We start from the raw sequence: 16,082 nt of genomic DNA, 5'->3' as shown, positions 1-16,082 counted from the left end.
AATTCCCCTCTCTATCTTTTATCTAATTTATTGGAAATAAAGTCGCCAATGAACTGAAAAATAAATACAATGATAACAATTGCCACAGTACAAACAAGGACAACATCAAAGTCACGTCGCTGGAAACCAAAATAATAGGCATAATTACCTAATCCTCCAGCGCCAATTACTCCAGCCATTGCCGTATAACCAATTAACGCAATTGCGGTCACCGTTAATCCGGAAATCAAAGCAGGCATCGATTCCGGCAGTAAGACGCGAAAGATAATTGTTCTTGTTTTTGCCCCCATGGATTTTGCAGCCTCAACCACACCTTTATCCACTTCTTTTAGAGCAATCTCAACTAATCGGCCATAAAACGGTGCCGACCCGATAATTAAGGCAGGCAATGCAGCATTGGGGCCGCGAATCGTTCCTAGTAAAAAATCGGTAAATGGGAATAACAAAAAGATCAAAATAATAAATGGGATCGCACGAAAGATATTGACAGCAGCAGCAACAATTAGGTTAATAAATTTATTCTGCCATATCCCATCTTTAGCTGTCAGGTATAAGAGCAACCCTAGTAAAATTCCCAGAATAAATGTACCAAGAAGTCCCAATAAGGTCATATAAAATGTTTCATAGGTCGCATCCCAAAAATCTTCCATATTCAAATTAGGAAATAAATCAGTCAGCATCACGGAACACCTCCACTTCTACCGAGGTATCCTGAATAAACCGGAGCGCCTTGTTCAATTCAGACGTTTCGCCGATCATCTGAACAAACAATGTTCCATAGGCTCCTGCCTGTGTCTGCGTAATTTTTCCCTGCAGGATATTTACGTCGATGGAAAACTCCTTGGCCACCTTGCTGATGAGTGCCTGATTGGCAGTTTCCCCAATAAAATGCAGACGAACAATTTTACCATGCTCATATGTGTTAATCAGATCTGTTACACCTTCATTTTCATCTGCTGTCCCCATCACCTGTTCAACAAAACGCTTCGTTACCTGCTGTTGCGGCCGCAAAAATATGTCCAACACATCGCCTTGCTCCACAATTTTTCCTTTTTCCATGACAGCGACCTGGTTACAAATTTTGCGAATGACGTGCATTTCATGGGTGATTAAGATAATCGTTAATCCCAGCTGTTTATTAATATCCACCAACAGGTCCAAAATGGAATCGGTTGTTTCCGGATCCAACGCCGAAGTTGCTTCGTCACATAATAATACTTTCGGGTTATTTGCAAGCGCTCTGGCAATTCCCACCCGCTGTTTTTGTCCACCACTTAACTGGGATGGGTAAGCATTCTCGCGTTCCGTAAGACCAACAAGATTGATTAATTCCTTCACCCGCTTGTCACGCTTGTCCTTTGGAACACCTGCAATCTCCAGCGGAAATGCGATATTGTCTTTGACCGTCCGTGACCAAAGCAGATTAAAATGTTGAAAGATCATACCGATTTCTTGTCTGGCAACCCGAAGCTGTTTCGCATTCATCTCGGTAATATCGTGGTCATGGATAACAATCCGTCCGCTCGTCGGTTCCTCCAGCCGATTCAGCAGCCTGACAAACGTACTCTTTCCCGCCCCGCTATATCCGATCACCCCGAATATCTCGCCTTCTTGTATATCTAACGTTAATTCATTCACAGCAGTGATTTGCTCATTATTGGATGATGAGAAAATTTTGCTCAACCCTTCAATCGAAATCAAGAAATAGTCCTCCTTTTAAAATCCTTCCAGGGCAAACCATACAGGAAACAAACTTAAATCATCTGTATTTTCATGATTATATTATGCCCCACATAACGGAAAAACGTCTTTCTGCGGGGAACAGAAAGACGTTTTTAATGTCTTCTAAGTTCCCTCATCTGTCAAAGTACTACTCTGCAGGAATTGGCACCTTTCAAACGAATTGCCTGAAGGTTGCCGCGGGTTCACAGGGCCAGTCCCTCCACCGCTCAAGATAAGAGATTTATCATATATTGCTGTTAATAATAAATTAAATATTAGCATTGCAAATCACTAGTGTCAATATGAAGTTCAATAGTTCGCTAATTCCCAATTATCCTACATCAATTGGTTGGTAGATCAACCGCCTGCAAAAGGCAATATAAGAATATGGATACCCTGTCCTTATACCCTTTGTCCATGCTGGATCCACTTGTTTGCCAGAGCCTCGTTGAATTATGATGTCGCAAACAATTCCGGTTTATATTCAAGCAAATAGTGATAAATATTGGCAATGGAGCGGAATGCATAAACTCGCTCCTTGATTTTTCCATCTTGTTTGATGAACAAACACGGAACACTTTCGATCTTGTATTCCTGCATAAACTCCGGATTTATTGAGGCGTTCATTTCGTAAAAAATATTTTCCTGATGTACAGACTCGATCTTATCCAGCATCGTCCTGGCCAGTTTACACGTACCACACAACGGGGTGAAAATATATAGAAAATAACTCTCTTTTGCTTTTGCTTCTTCTGTAAATTGCTGCAATACGATCACCCTAAATTAAAAATATCGGATTAACCTCAATGCTTTTGCTAACCAAAATTGTCGCAAGTACCTGCTCGGGCGTTGTTGCTACTTCCCGGTACTCACTACTGACATATAAGTGATTGGCATGCGGAAGTTCCCGGGCCAATTGTTTGCGTAACTTGATCCCTGAATCATCCTCATCAACTAAAATAAATACGTCTTTATTATCCAAATCGTACGCATATAATAGTTCATCAAACCGTTCCACACCCAGCGTTCCATTCGTACAAACAATTTCCAGGTCCTCTGTGATGACTTTTTTGATTTGCTTTTTATCGGTTAACCCTTCAACAATAATCACCTTATCCGATTCATTTGTCATGATCCCATAGCACTCCTTACCAATTCAAGCAAAAAGCTTCCCTATTACCATCTTATGATGTGAATAAGGCTGACTATACACCTTCTTTTTCGGTGCAAGCCAGCCTTCTGACATGTACTATTCATTTGTGGAAATTAGTCTTCCTGCGTTACTTCTTCGTATTGTTTAGCCGACAGCAGGTCATCCATTTCTGATTCATCCGATGGTTCAACGACAATCATCCACGCCTTTTCATATGGTGATTCGTTCACAAATTCAGGGTTGTCCTCTAAATCATCATTTACTTCAACAACTTTACCACTAATTGGCGCATACAATTCTGAAACAGTTTTTACCGATTCCACACTTCCGAAAGGCTCATCTGCTTCGATGTCGTCACCAACTTCTGGTAATTCAACAAAAACAATGTCGCCTAATTCATCTTGGGCAAAATCTGTAATTCCGATTCTGACTTTATCGTCTTCTTTTTTTACCCACTCATGTTCTTCTGAATATAATAATTCTTCTGGTAAGCTCATTGAAAATCCCTCCGTTAAAGTGCGTTCAAAAAGGAGTATAAAAAGGACCAAGATCAGCTAAGGTCTTAGGGCGTCCTGTTGTAACGTCAACAGTAGTCTGAGGTCATTTTTACCGGACTTTTTGAACATCCTCTTTATTCATTGCAATATTACTATACTAGGTATTCTCGTTTATTTCTAGTATTTCACTTTAATTTTACAACCAATTTTCCTGAAAAGTTTCTTCCTTAAATCCAACCGTTACATTCTGTCCATCCGTGACGATCGGCCGTTTGATCAACATGCCATCGGATGCGAGCATTTCTGCCATTTCTTCGGTGCTTGCATCCTTAATTTTTTCCTTGAAATTTCCTTCCCGATACTTCTTGCCACTCGTATTGAAAAACTTCTTTGCAGGCAACCCGCTTTTCTCGATCAATTGCATCAATTCTTCCTGTGATGGCGGGTTGTCCACAATATGTATACTTGTATAATCTATATTGTGTTCATCCAGCCAATTTTTCGCTTTTTTACAGGTACCGCATTTTGGATACCAGTAGAATGTCAATGCCATGTGAACCACTCCTTTGCACCCTTTTTTGATTGCATATATTATAACAAAATTAGATGTACATAGTCGAAGAAAGCGCAATTACTGGATATTACCGTTAAATATATAACCATTTGAAACCCTCCTGCTACAGATTACAGCAGGAGGGTTTTCACATTTTATCCTTCTTCAGTTAAAAAACTCATTTGGTGGATCATCATAGGGAGATTTCGACAAAAATACTGCCAGAATTCCGAAAAAACAGTCCCCCCCAAATTCTCTTCTCGGCGGGAACAGCTATACCCGAATTCATTTAACGAACACTACTTTATACAAAATATTTTTCTTCTTCAATAATACCTTTAGCAATTTCACGCTTCTTGGCAATTACATTGGTTGGTGTGTGGCGCGTTAATTTACGTAACGATGACAGCATCATTCGTAATGTATCGCCTTCTTCAACAGCAATTAATGTTTCTTTGGCATCTGCTTCAATCCGATTAAATGCCTCCTGAACATAGACTTGCGTATAAAGCAGTTTTTGTTTGTTTTGTTCTTCTCCTGATTTGTTGATCGCTTTTTCTGTACGTAGAATAGCTGCCTCCATGTTGTACACTTCATTAACCATATCAGCCAGATTCACGAGGATTTCCTGCTCGTTTTCCAATTTTTTTGCATACTTTTGCGCTGCCAGACCGGCACCAAGCAAAATAATTTTCTTGGCGTTTTTCAAAAGGTGTTTTTCCTGTTCCAGTGTTTTATCCCCAATCTCTTCCGGCATCATCATCATGAGTTCTTCCTGCAAACTTTTCGCTTTTTGCAGTAATGGCAATTCACCCTTCATCGCTTTTTTCAGCAATGTTCCTGGCACGAGAAGGCGGTTGATTTCATTGGTCCCTTCAAAAATACGGTTAATTCGCGAATCACGATACATACCTGCGACTTCATATTCCTCCATGAAACCATACCCTCCGTGGAGCTGTACGGCTTCATCAGCTACATAATCAAGACATTCCGAGGCCGAAAATTTGTTCAGGGAACACTCGATTTGATATTCCGCTATTGCTTTTGCTATTTCTTTACCATCTTTTAATTGTTCATCCGTTAGTGAACCCATGCGTTGTTCAAACAGACCCACTGTACGATAAACGGCACTTTCATTGGCATAAGTTCTCGCTGCCATGGTTGCCAACTTTTCCCGCGTTAAGTTAAAGTCGGAAATTGACTGGCCAAACTGTTTACGCTCGTTCACATATTTCGTTGCTACTTCAATTCCGCGTTTTGAACTACCGACAGCCCCGATAGCTAATTTATAACGTCCTACATTCAAAATATTGAAAGCAATTTTGTGTCCTTTGCCTTTTTCGCCTAATAAGTTCTCAACAGGTACCTCTGCATCTTCCAAAATTAATGTACGTGTGGATGAACTTTTAATTCCCATTTTATTTTCTTCATTTCCAGTAGAAACGCCGGGAAATTCGCGTTCAACGATAAAGGCCGTGAAATGTTCACCATCAATTTTGGCATAGACAACGAATACATCAGCAAATGCCGAATTAGTGATCCATTGTTTTTCGCCATTTAAAATATAATGGGTACCAGCCTCATTTAATTTTGCTGTTGTTTTTGCACCCAGGGCATCGGATCCTGAGGAAGGTTCTGTCAGTGCGTATGCTGCTAACAGTTCACCCGTCGCCAGCTTTGGCAAATATTTTTTCTTTTGATCATCGTTTCCGAAAAATACAATCGGCAGGGAACCAATACCAACGTGTGCCCCATGTGTAATTCCAAATCCACCTGCACGGGCAAATTTTTCAGTAATCAACGATGAACTAATTTTATCTAATGCCAGACCATCATATTCTTCTGGAACATCTGCACCTAATAATCCGAGCTCACCAGCCTTTTTAAGCAAATCTACCGAATAGTCAAATTCATGATTTTCCAGTTTGTCTTTCACGGGCAGGACTTCGCCGGAAACAAATTCATCGGTTGTTTTGGCAATCATTTTATGTTCCTCTGTAAAATCCTCTGGTGTGATAATATCATCAGCGGTTAAATCTTCTACTAAAAAAGCTCCACCTTTAAATAACTTTTCTTTTGTTTCACTCATTGTTAACGTCCTTTCTATTAATAATTTACCAACGGATTAATAGATTAAATTAACTCAAACACCCCGGCAGCACCCATACCACCACCGATACACATCGTTACAACACCAAATTGTACGTTCCGGCGCTTCATTTCATGGATCAAACTCAACGTTAATTTCGTACCGGTCATGCCTAGTGGATGACCAAGGGCAATTGCTCCACCATTGACATTGACAATATCCGGATTCAGATCCAACGCGCGGATAACGCGAACCGATTGGGACGCGAATGCTTCGTTTAACTCAAACAAGCCGATATCTGATAGTTCAAGGCCGGCAATTTTTAATGCTTTCGGTACAGCCGCAACCGGTCCAACGCCCATAATTTCTGGTTCAACACCAGCTACCGCGAAGGAACGGAATTTGGCCAGTGGTGTTAATCCTTCAGCAGACGCTTTTTCCCGATCCATCAATAATACGGTTGCTGCCCCATCACTCATTTGCGAGGAATTTCCCGCTGTAACCGATCCTTTTACATGAAAGGCTGGCCGTAGTTTCGCCAATATTTCCATGGTTGTTCCTAGGCGAACCCCTTCATCCATTTCAAATGTAAAACTTTTTTCTTCAATTTTATTATCTTCTCCTACTACGCGTTCAGTTACTTCGACTGGTACAATTTCTTCTTTGAATTTACCTTCCTGAATAGCTTTTGCTGCCCGTTCATGACTGCGGACGGCGAAAGCATCTTGATCCTCACGGGAAATATCAAAACGATTGGCTACTTCCTCTGCGGTGTGCCCCATTCCCATATAATAGCCCGGCGCATCCTGGACAAGCTTGGAATTTGGTTTTACCACATGGCCACCCATTGGGATAAGACTCATCGATTCTGCACCACCGGCAATCATCGTGTCACTTGCCCCAATCATAATCCGCTCGGCCGCAAACGCAATACTTTGTAAACCCGATGAACAAAAACGATTAATCGTAATCCCCGGTACATCATGGTGTAATCCTGCAAGTCCCGCAATATTTCGTGCCATATTCGCTCCTTGTTCTGCTTCAGGCATGGCACAGCCAATAATCACATCATCAATATTTCCATCGTAATTCCCTGCTTGTTTTAATGTTTCCTTAAGCGTTAAGGCTGCTAAATCATCCGGTCTGGAATTTGCCAGCGACCCTTTTTTTGCTTTTCCTACAGGGGTTCTTGCACCTGCAACAATAACCGCTTCCTTCACTTTTATCCCCCTCTTCTATTTATCAAACCTGGACCTTAAGCTTTTTTAGTTGCGTAATGGCTTTCCTTTCAGTAACATGTGCTGCATCCGGGCCTGTGTTTTCGGTTCGCCAATCAGGCTCAAAAATGCCTCCCGCTCCAGATCAAGCATAACTTGTTCATCAATGAATGTACCCTCTTTAATGCGACCTCCGGAAAGTACATAAGCCAGTTTTTCAGCAATTTTCACATCATGATCGGATGCATAGCCGCTTAATTTCATTGATTTGGCTCCCATAAGCATCGCAGCATATCCTGACTCACCAACAACTGGTATTTTTTCTCGTTTTGGTGCTTGATAGCCCGCATTCGCTAAAGCCAGAACCTTTGCTTTGGCATCATGTAACAGATGATCCGGATTCACACTAATAGCATCATTACCATTTAAAAAGCCATTTTCCCGTGCTTCTGCTCCAGATGTGGACACTTTTGCTGTGGCAACTTTTTCAAACACATCATTGGCTACCTTGGATAAATCGAAGTCGATACCTTTTGGCAAATGGCGAATTTCTTTCAAATAAAGTTCTTTCGTACCGCCTCCGCCTGGGATGAGGCCAACTCCTGTTTCAACAAGCCCCATATAGGTTTCCGGTGATGCTTGTATGGCCGCTGATGACAAGCAGACCTCGGCACCGCCGCCCAGTGTCATATTAAATGGCGCTGCAACAATTGGTTTCTCTGAATACTTCATGTTCAACCCAACGTTTTGGAATTGCCGGACAACCATATCCAGTTCAAAAAAGTTGTCATCCTGTGCTTCCATCAGCATCATGGCAAGGTTTGCACCGACACAGAAATTTTTAGCCTGATTGCCAATCACAAGCCCTTTGTAGTTTTTACCAACTTCCTCAATAGCGAAATTGATCATTTGAATAACATCAAGCCCGATGGCATTGCTTTGTGAGTGAAACTCCAATCCAGCAACACCATCCCCCAAATCTATTAAACTAGCTCCCGTATTCTTTTTAATTACCCCATTGATATCTTTTAATTGTTTCAGATTAATTTGTTTCTTATTAAAATGCTGCTGTTTGTATTTCCCATGATCATAATAATAAATGTGACCATTTTCCTTTTTATAGAACGATTCATTGCCTTCTTCCAAAAAGGCAAGTACCCAATCCGGAACGGTGTCGCCTTCTTGTTGCATCCGCTCTACCGATTCACGCACACCGATTGCATCCCATGATTCAAATGGGCCAAGTTCCCAGCCGAAGCCCCATTTCATCGCTTGATCGATAGCAACAATATCATCGGCAATCTCACCGACAAGCTCGGCCGAATAAATAAGGACTGGTTTCATAACGGACCAAACTAAATCACCGGCTCGATCTCCCTTTGCAGACACAAGCGCTTTCAATTTACGCCGGGAACCCTTTTGCTGTTTAGCTGCTTCTGTCGCAGCTGTTTTTAATTTCTTACGGTCTTCATATTCCAATGTTTGTGGATTTAGTTCATAGATTGTACTACCGGTCTTATCTTTCTTTTTCAAGAAAAATCCTTGACCGCTCTTTGCACCAAGCCAACCTTTTTCCTGCATTTGTAATAAAAAGTCCGGTACATCAAATACCTTTTTCTCTTCTCCATCCACTTGATCGTAAACATTTTTTGCGACATGAATAAATGTATCCAGTCCAACTACATCCAAGGTGCGGAAAGTAGCGCTTTTCGGACGGCCAATCATCGGCCCTGTAACGGAATCAACTTCTCCAACGCTATACCCTTCCTCAAGCATCTTTTGAACAGTTACGAGAAGACCGTATGTACCGATTCGATTGGCGATAAAGTTTGGTGTATCCTTTGCTTCCACCACACCTTTTCCGAGTACATTTTCACCAAATGTTTTTATGAATGCCAGAACTTCCGGATCCGTATCTTTCGTTGGGGTAACCTCCAGAAGTTTCAGATAGCGTGGTGGATTAAAAAAGTGTGTACCTAGAAAATGCTTCCGGAAATCTTCTGAGCAGCCGGCTGCCATTGCTTCAATAGAAATCCCCGAAGTATTTGAACTGACAATCGTCCCTTGTTTGCGATACTTGTCAACGTTTGCAAATACTTGTTTTTTAATATCCAGTCGTTCCACAACAACTTCGATAATCCAATCGACATCAGCCAATTTTTCGATATCATCGTCCATATTGCCAACCTCGATTAAATCAAGACTTTCCTTGGTTGTAATTGGTGATGGTTTTTGCTTCAACAAGGCTTTCTTGCTTTGAGCAGCCATCCGATTTCTTACCACGCGATCCTCCAAACTCAACCCTTTTTTCATTTCATCTTTGGTTAGTTCCTTTGGCACAATATCAAGCATTAGTGTCGGTATCCCAACGTTTGCTAAGTGGGCAGCAATTCCCGATCCCATTACACCAGATCCTAATACTGCAACACGTTTGATCGTTCGTGACATGATTTCTCCCCCTATCATCACTTGAATGAATACTCATTCATTTTATTGCAAAAAATAAAAGATGTTCCCTATCCATCTAGTTATTAGTATAAGTTATATTCAGAAATATCGCAATGAAAATGAACAAAAAATTTTCATCGGTACATTATGCAATAAAGGTGCGGATAAAATTGAAGCGAACCGGTGATTTGGTTCACTTCTCTTTACAAAGATCTATTCAATTTACGCCTTCAACAACTTTGCATTAACCGCAACAATAATCGTACTCAGACTCATCAATACAGCTCCTACCGCTGGACTTAATACAATACCAATAGGTGCTAATACTCCTGCCGCAAGCGGTATTGCCAAAATATTATAGCCTGTTGCCCACCATAGATTCTGGATCATTTTCCTATATGTTTTCTTCGATAGATCAATCAACGAGACAACATCTTTTGGGTTACTTTTTACCAGGACGACATCAGCTGTTTCCATAGCTACGTCGGTACCTGCGCCAATTGCGATACCCAAATCAGCAGTTGCCAATGCGGGTGCATCATTTACTCCGTCTCCCGTCATCGCAACTTTCCAGCCTTTTTCTTTAATTTCCCTCACTTGATCTGCCTTTTTATCCGGTAAAACTTCTGCATACACTTCATCAATATCAAGTTGTTTGGCAACCCAGTTTGCAACCTTTTTATTATCACCGGTTAACATGATCGAATGTATACCGTCCTCCTTAAGCGCAGCAACTGCTTCTTTCGCCGTTTCCCGAACGATATCTGCCAAGGCAATCATACCAACCAATTCATCGTCTAGTAAAACAAATACGACTGTCTTTCCTTCTTCCGACATTTCATTAAATAGCTTTTCATCATATGCCATGCTTTGACTAGCAACATAACCGGGGCTAACAACATTCACTTTTTTCCCATCAATTATTCCCTGGATTCCCTTACCAGTGATGGATTCAAAATCGGAAATCTTTTTCAGCTTTATCTCTTTTGCTTTTGCCGATTTTACGATGCCCGTGGCGATTGGATGCTCAGAATTTTGTTCCAAGCTCGCTGCCCATATCAGGACTTCATCTTCTTGATAACCCTCATTTGGTACAATATTTGTAACACCAAACTCACCCTTTGTTAGCGTTCCTGTCTTATCAAAAACAACTGCATTCAAGTTTCTTGCACCTTCAAAATTGGCACGATTGCGGATCAGTAAACCATGTTTTGCCGAAATCGATGTCGAAACTGCTATAACAAGTGGTGCCGCTAAACCAAGTGCATGTGGACAGGTAATAACCATCACGGTAACCATTCGCTCAAGGGCAACATCGAATGGGTACCCTAGAATTAACCAGATGAACAGTGTGATAAAACCTGATGCCAAGGCAACATAAAACAACCATTTTGCTGCCCGGTTTGTAACATCCTGTGTTCTGGACCTTGATTCCTGAGCTTCTTTTACTAATGTTATAACCTGGGAAAGATATGAATCCTCTCCCGTTTTTTCAACTTGGATGGTAAGTGACCCTTCTTTGTTAACTGAACCACCAATTACCTCATCGTCTTTATTTTTTTCTACGGGTACAGATTCTCCAGTCAACATTGATTCATCTATTGCTGATTTACCATCAATGATTATTCCATCTACAGGAATTTTTTCACCTGGTTTCACAAGCACCCGATCATTATTTTTTAAATCGGATACCGGAATGTCTTGTACCTCATCGTTTTCATCCAACTTATGTGCCTCACTAGGCATTAGTTTGACAAGTTCTTCAAGTGCATTAGATGCCCCCATTACTGAACGCATTTCAATCCAATGCCCAAGTAACATAATGTCAATCAATGTAGCCAGTTCCCAGAAAAAGTCCTTTCCTTCCAGTCCAAATACAGTAAGGGAACTATATACATATGCAACTAGAATAGCAAGACCTATAAGCGTCATCATGCCAGGGTTTTTGTCTTTTAACTCACTGATCCCACCGGTAATAAATGGCCATCCTCCATAGAAGAAGATAAAGGTAGCAAGCACAAACAAAATATATTGGTTATACGGTACCTGCCAATCAACACCAATAAAACTTTGAATCATTGGCGACATAATAAGAATTGGAATCGTTACGATTAAGGAAATGTAGAAGCGCTTCTTAAAATCTTTCACCATACCCCCGTGATCATGGTGGTTATGACCGCCGCCATGGCTTTCGTGATCATGCTCTTCATGTACATAATGCTCATCATGGTTATGATACTTATGTGAACCGTGTTCATGATGGAAATTGTGGTTATGCTGTTTCTTGTCATGATTTTCCATACAGATTTCTCCTTTTCGGGTATTAATGTCTCCTTGCAAAAGACATTTACTCCTTGGATTTGTTATTTAAACATTCATTATACAATACCCCAGTATAGTATATGTTAAACGTAACTTTTTTTCCGGCAAATTCAGCAAATCGGCAAATATACCAACTATTCCCGTTACGATACCTTCATATCGATGAATAAAAAGACAAACGTGATGGAACGCTTGTCTTTTTATTCGATCTTTTCAATTTTAACTTTTTTAATCTGGTGGCCATCAATTTCCTCGACAACAAATCGATACCCACCGTACTCTATTGTTGTTCCCTGTTTAGCATCCATATGATTTGTAATGATCCAGCCTCCGATTGTATCGACCTCATCATCTTGGAGGTCAATTTGAAATAATTCATTTACTTCTTCCAATAATAACTTCCCGGAAACAATGGTTGTCTGATCATCGACTTGCTCCAACATTGGTTTTTCATTCACATCAAATTCATCACGGATCTCTCCAACAATTTCTTCCAAAATATCCTCAACTGTTAATAATCCCGCTGTACCACCATATTCATCAATAACAATCCCCATATGAATGCGTTGCTTTTGCATTGTGATAAGGGCTTGTTTAATCGGTGTGGATTCGGAAAAATAAAGAATCGGTCTAATAAGGGGAACAATGGATTCACTGCCATCATTGAGACGATTGGTGAATAATTCCTTAATATTCACCAATCCAACAATATGATCCTTGTCTTCTTCCGCCACTGGATATCTCGTAAATTGTTTTTCATGGACAATTGCTGCATTTTGTTCAGCATCACTGTCTTTAAAAAAACAAACCATTTCCGTTCTTGGTATCATAATTTCTTTGGCGACCCGCTCATCGAATTCAAAGATGTTATTCACATATGTCATTTCCGCCTGATTGATTTCCCCACTTTCATAGCTTTCCGACAAGATTAATCGCAACTCTTCTTCCGTTAGCGCAGCTTCATTTTCGCTAACGGGCTTAAAACCAAATAAGCGAATAATCAACCTGGAAGAATGATTTAACACCCAAATAAACGGAAACATAAGTTTATAAAATAAGATAAGCGGTTTGGCAAACATCAAGGTAACTTTTTCAGCCTTTTGAATCGCAATTGATTTGGGCGCCAATTCACCAACTACAACGTTCAAGAAGGTGATGATGATGAATGCAATAATAAAAGATAGCAAAGAAGCAAAACCCGAGCTAAGCCCCAATTTCGTAAAAAGTGGATCAATGAATGCCTTTATCGTTGGTTCCCCGAGCCACCCCAAACCTAATGCCGTCACCGTAATTCCTAATTGACTTGCCGACAAGTATGTATCAAGATTATCAATTATTTTCTTTGCGTGTACGGCTTGCTTACTTCCCTCCACGATTAACTGATCAATTCTGGTCGGACGCACCTTAACAATGGAAAACTCGGTTGCAACAAAAAATGCGGTCAAGATAATTAGTATAATAACCAACAATAAATATATTATTTCCATATCATTTCCCGCGAGGATGCAGGGTCTCACCTCCGTTCATGCATATTTCAACTCTTATTTTCACCCATTATTTTATCGGCATGCAATGCAAATAAAATAACCTCCCCGTATTTGAAGAGGTCATCTTTATTTACTAAAACTATTCCTTTACAAATGTTCCTTCAAACATCAATTCTGACAAATCTTTTCGCATCGAAGGTTTTTCCCGATCGCGATAAGCATCAGTTAATAAATCTTTTTCACCTTTATATCCTAAAGCAACGATCGCATGGACATCATAGTTTTCCGGAATGGATAGTACTTCTTTTGCCTTTTCCCGATTAAAACCACCCATTGCATGTGTAATCAACCCTTTGCGGAATGCTTCCAATGCTAAAAATCCCCAGGCAGTTCCGGCATCAAATGCGTGTGTTGGATTTTTTCCTCCATCTTCATTATCTGTTTTCGATAGTAATGCAACAAGCACAGGAGCTTTCTTACACCACACAACATTACTCTCATTAATGAACGTCAAAAATTTTTCCCGATCCGACTGATTACGAGCAATGACAAATCGCCATGGTTGTTTATTTGCCGCAGATGGAGCCCAACGCGCAGCTTCAAAAACGCTATAAAGAGTGTCATCTGGTACATCCTTATCCATAAAGGATCTTGGTGACCAGCGATTCACATAAATCGGATCAATATCATATGACGCCTTACGAAATTCTTCTACTTCCAACATTTAAAGATTTTCCTCCTAAAAGATTAAGATTACATATCATTATACATGAATCACTTACTTTTTAAAACCATTTTACTTTTTATAAGCAGTCCTTTGCAAAAAAACTAACCAGCCAACATGACTGGTTAGTTTTTTACAATTGAAATTGGATTACTCGGTGAACTGTTCCTCTTCGGTTGACCCTTTTAATGCTGCAGTTGAGGAGGTTCCACCTGATATCACCTGTGCTACTTCATCAAAATAACCGGTACCAACCTCACGCTGATGTCGGGTTGCAGTATATCCATCCGGTTCACTGGAAAATTCCGCTTGCTGCAGTTCAGAGTAAGCAGCCATTCCCCGTTCTTTATAGTTCTTGGCCAGGTTAAACATGCTATGATTTAACGCATGGAATCCAGCTAAGGTTACAAATTGAAACTTATATCCCATTTTAGCAATTTGTTGTTGGAAACTGGCAATCTCATCATTAGACAATTTCCGTTTCCAGTTAAACGATGGTGAACAATTATACGCCAGCAGCTTATTTGGATATTTGGCATGAATGGCATCGGCAAATTGCTGCGCTTCTTCAATGTTTGGTTCAGAGGTTTCACACCAAATCAAATCAGCATATGGGGCATAAGCGATGCCTCGATTGATTGCCTGATCTATCCCTGCTTTCGTTTTATAAAATCCTTCTGGCGTGCGTTCCCCGGTCATAAATGGTGCATCATAGTCATCGATATCACTGGTAATCAGGTTTGCTGCATTGGCATCGGTTCGGGCAATAATGATGGTTGGTGTCCCCATCACATCGGCGGCAAATCGGGCAGCAATCAAATGTTTGACGGCTGTTTGTGTTGGTAATAACACTTTCCCACCTAAATGTCCACATTTTTTCTCCGAAGATAATTGATCCTCGAAATGAACCCCAGATGCTCCTGCTTCAATCATTGCCTTCATGAGTTCAAAAACATTCAACTGTCCACCAAATCCGGCCTCGGCATCAGCCACAATCGGCGCAAACCAGTCAATCTCCTCGACACCTTCCGAATAGTGAATCTGATCGGCGCGTTGTAACGCCTGATTAATTCGCTTCACAACATTCGGTACACTGTTTGCCGGATACAAACTTTGATCCGGGTACATATGCCCCGACAAGTTCGCGTCTGCTGCAACCTGCCAGCCACTTAAATAAATGGCTTTTAAACCTGCCTTCACCTGTTGTACCGCTTGATTTCCTGTCAATGCTCCAAGGGCGTGGATATAATCTTCTTCATGAATTTGTTTCCACAGTTTCTTTGCTCCTACTGTCGCCAAAGTATGTTCTACATCGATTGACCCTCGTAGCCGGATCACATCTTCAGCTGAATATGGCCGTTCCACTCCGACCCAGCGTAAATCTGTTTCCCACTCTTTTTTTAAATTTTCGATTCGCTTTTGTCTCATTTGTTATTTCCCCTTTCAAATAAATAGTTGTATACAGGTATGTTAAGAAACTCACAAAATCAGCTTGCTACTTCAGTTTGCCAAATAATGTTTTTGATGCCTGACCAACCACTTTAACAGCATCCTGTCTATCTGGCTTCCCTTTGTTATAATACAACAAATAAATTATTATATTGTTATATAACAATTTGGGCAAAAAATTAGTCCTCGTTCTTTTTTGACAAGCAATAATCACACTCAAGCAAATAACCTTTCGCATTCATCGGCTTTCCGCATTGTTGACAGTGAACATGTGTAGTCTTTTTCATACAACATCTCTCCTTTTTATATAACAGATTTAATTTTGTATTTCTGTTATAATACAGTATATAGACTCCTCGTTAAAATTACAACCCATTTTTCAAAAAACATTTAATAATTTTTAAAATAGGAAAATAGTAAT

General features: G+C 40.5%; 13 protein-coding genes and 1 riboswitch. All 13 genes read right to left on the bottom strand.

Features of this window, described 5'->3' with window-relative positions:
• Positions 1–11 precede the first annotated feature (11 nt).
• The 13 genes from O2S85_RS06550 to aceA all read right to left on the bottom strand — a co-directional run bounded on the left by O2S85_RS06550 (position 12) and on the right by aceA (position 15,640).
• On the bottom strand, positions 12–680 hold the full coding sequence (locus O2S85_RS06550) for a methionine ABC transporter permease (RefSeq protein ID WP_269411880.1): 669 nt from the start codon (positions 678–680) through the stop codon (positions 12–14).
• Positions 670–1,701, bottom strand: a complete 1,032-nt coding sequence (locus tag O2S85_RS06545; protein ID WP_269411879.1) for a methionine ABC transporter ATP-binding protein — start codon at positions 1,699–1,701, stop codon at positions 670–672. Before O2S85_RS06545 ends, O2S85_RS06550 begins: the two co-directional genes overlap by 11 nt.
• Positions 1,702–1,852: 151 nt before the next feature.
• A riboswitch (SAM riboswitch) is annotated at positions 1,853–1,961 on the bottom strand.
• 214 nt (positions 1,962–2,175) lie between these two features.
• Positions 2,176–2,490: a thioredoxin family protein gene (locus O2S85_RS06540; RefSeq protein WP_269411878.1), complete on the bottom strand. Its 315-nt coding sequence runs from the start codon at positions 2,488–2,490 to the stop codon at positions 2,176–2,178.
• Positions 2,491–2,500: 10 nt separating this feature from the next.
• Positions 2,501–2,854, bottom strand: a complete 354-nt coding sequence (locus tag O2S85_RS06535; RefSeq protein ID WP_269411877.1) for a toprim domain-containing protein — start codon at positions 2,852–2,854, stop codon at positions 2,501–2,503.
• A gap of 134 nt (positions 2,855–2,988) precedes the next feature.
• Positions 2,989–3,372 (bottom strand): glycine cleavage system protein GcvH, encoded by a 384-nt coding sequence (gene gcvH / locus O2S85_RS06530; RefSeq protein ID WP_269411876.1) that lies wholly within the window; start codon positions 3,370–3,372, stop codon positions 2,989–2,991.
• A gap of 196 nt (positions 3,373–3,568) precedes the next feature.
• Positions 3,569–3,925: an arsenate reductase family protein gene (locus tag O2S85_RS06525; RefSeq protein ID WP_269411875.1), complete on the bottom strand. Its 357-nt coding sequence runs from the start codon at positions 3,923–3,925 to the stop codon at positions 3,569–3,571.
• A gap of 304 nt (positions 3,926–4,229) precedes the next feature.
• Positions 4,230–6,014, bottom strand: coding sequence for an acyl-CoA dehydrogenase FadE (locus O2S85_RS06520; protein WP_269411874.1), 1,785 nt, complete (start codon positions 6,012–6,014; stop codon positions 4,230–4,232).
• A gap of 44 nt (positions 6,015–6,058) precedes the next feature.
• On the bottom strand, positions 6,059–7,234 hold the full coding sequence (locus O2S85_RS06515) for an acetyl-CoA C-acetyltransferase (RefSeq protein ID WP_269411873.1): 1,176 nt from the start codon (positions 7,232–7,234) through the stop codon (positions 6,059–6,061).
• A gap of 45 nt (positions 7,235–7,279) precedes the next feature.
• Positions 7,280–9,679: a 3-hydroxyacyl-CoA dehydrogenase/enoyl-CoA hydratase family protein gene (locus tag O2S85_RS06510; protein WP_269411872.1), complete on the bottom strand. Its 2,400-nt coding sequence runs from the start codon at positions 9,677–9,679 to the stop codon at positions 7,280–7,282.
• Between the two features lie 222 nt (positions 9,680–9,901).
• Positions 9,902–11,980 carry a heavy metal translocating P-type ATPase gene (locus tag O2S85_RS06505; RefSeq protein WP_269411871.1) on the bottom strand — a complete coding sequence of 693 codons (2,079 nt, stop codon included), beginning with the start codon at positions 11,978–11,980 and terminating at the stop codon, positions 9,902–9,904.
• 221 nt (positions 11,981–12,201) lie between these two features.
• Positions 12,202–13,488: a hemolysin family protein gene (locus tag O2S85_RS06500; RefSeq protein ID WP_269411870.1), complete on the bottom strand. Its 1,287-nt coding sequence runs from the start codon at positions 13,486–13,488 to the stop codon at positions 12,202–12,204.
• Between the two features lie 139 nt (positions 13,489–13,627).
• Positions 13,628–14,212, bottom strand: coding sequence for a nitroreductase family protein (locus tag O2S85_RS06495; RefSeq protein ID WP_269411869.1), 585 nt, complete (start codon positions 14,210–14,212; stop codon positions 13,628–13,630).
• A gap of 150 nt (positions 14,213–14,362) precedes the next feature.
• Complete coding sequence (gene aceA / locus O2S85_RS06490; protein ID WP_269411868.1) at positions 14,363–15,640, bottom strand: isocitrate lyase; 1,278 nt, start codon at positions 15,638–15,640, stop codon at positions 14,363–14,365.
• Between the last annotated feature and the right edge of the window lie 442 nt (positions 15,641–16,082).

The organism is Lentibacillus daqui (genome assembly GCF_027186265.1).
In the GTDB taxonomy this organism is placed as follows: Bacteria; Bacillota; Bacilli; order Bacillales; family Amphibacillaceae; genus Lentibacillus_C; species Lentibacillus_C daqui.
This window is presented reverse-complemented; position numbering and strand designations above follow the sequence as displayed.

Bases quoted from the DNA above. Each gene is read 5' to 3' on its own strand.
- O2S85_RS06550 (WP_269411880.1), bottom strand. From the start codon at position 680: ATGCTGACTGATTTATTTCCTAATTTGAATATGGAAGATTTTTGGGAT.
- O2S85_RS06535 (WP_269411877.1), bottom strand. From the start codon at position 2,854: ATGACAAATGAATCGGATAAGGTGATTATTGTTGAAGGGTTAACCGAT.
- gcvH (WP_269411876.1), bottom strand. From the start codon at position 3,372: ATGAGCTTACCAGAAGAATTATTATATTCAGAAGAACATGAGTGGGTA.
- O2S85_RS06525 (WP_269411875.1), bottom strand. From the start codon at position 3,925: ATGGCATTGACATTCTACTGGTATCCAAAATGCGGTACCTGTAAAAAA.
- O2S85_RS06520 (WP_269411874.1), bottom strand. From the start codon at position 6,014: ATGAGTGAAACAAAAGAAAAGTTATTTAAAGGTGGAGCTTTTTTAGTA.
- O2S85_RS06510 (WP_269411872.1), bottom strand. From the start codon at position 9,679: ATGTCACGAACGATCAAACGTGTTGCAGTATTAGGATCTGGTGTAATG.
- O2S85_RS06505 (WP_269411871.1), bottom strand. From the start codon at position 11,980: ATGGAAAATCATGACAAGAAACAGCATAACCACAATTTCCATCATGAA.
- O2S85_RS06500 (WP_269411870.1), bottom strand. From the start codon at position 13,488: ATGGAAATAATATATTTATTGTTGGTTATTATACTAATTATCTTGACC.
- O2S85_RS06495 (WP_269411869.1), bottom strand. From the start codon at position 14,212: ATGTTGGAAGTAGAAGAATTTCGTAAGGCGTCATATGATATTGATCCG.
- aceA (WP_269411868.1), bottom strand. From the start codon at position 15,640: ATGAGACAAAAGCGAATCGAAAATTTAAAAAAAGAGTGGGAAACAGAT.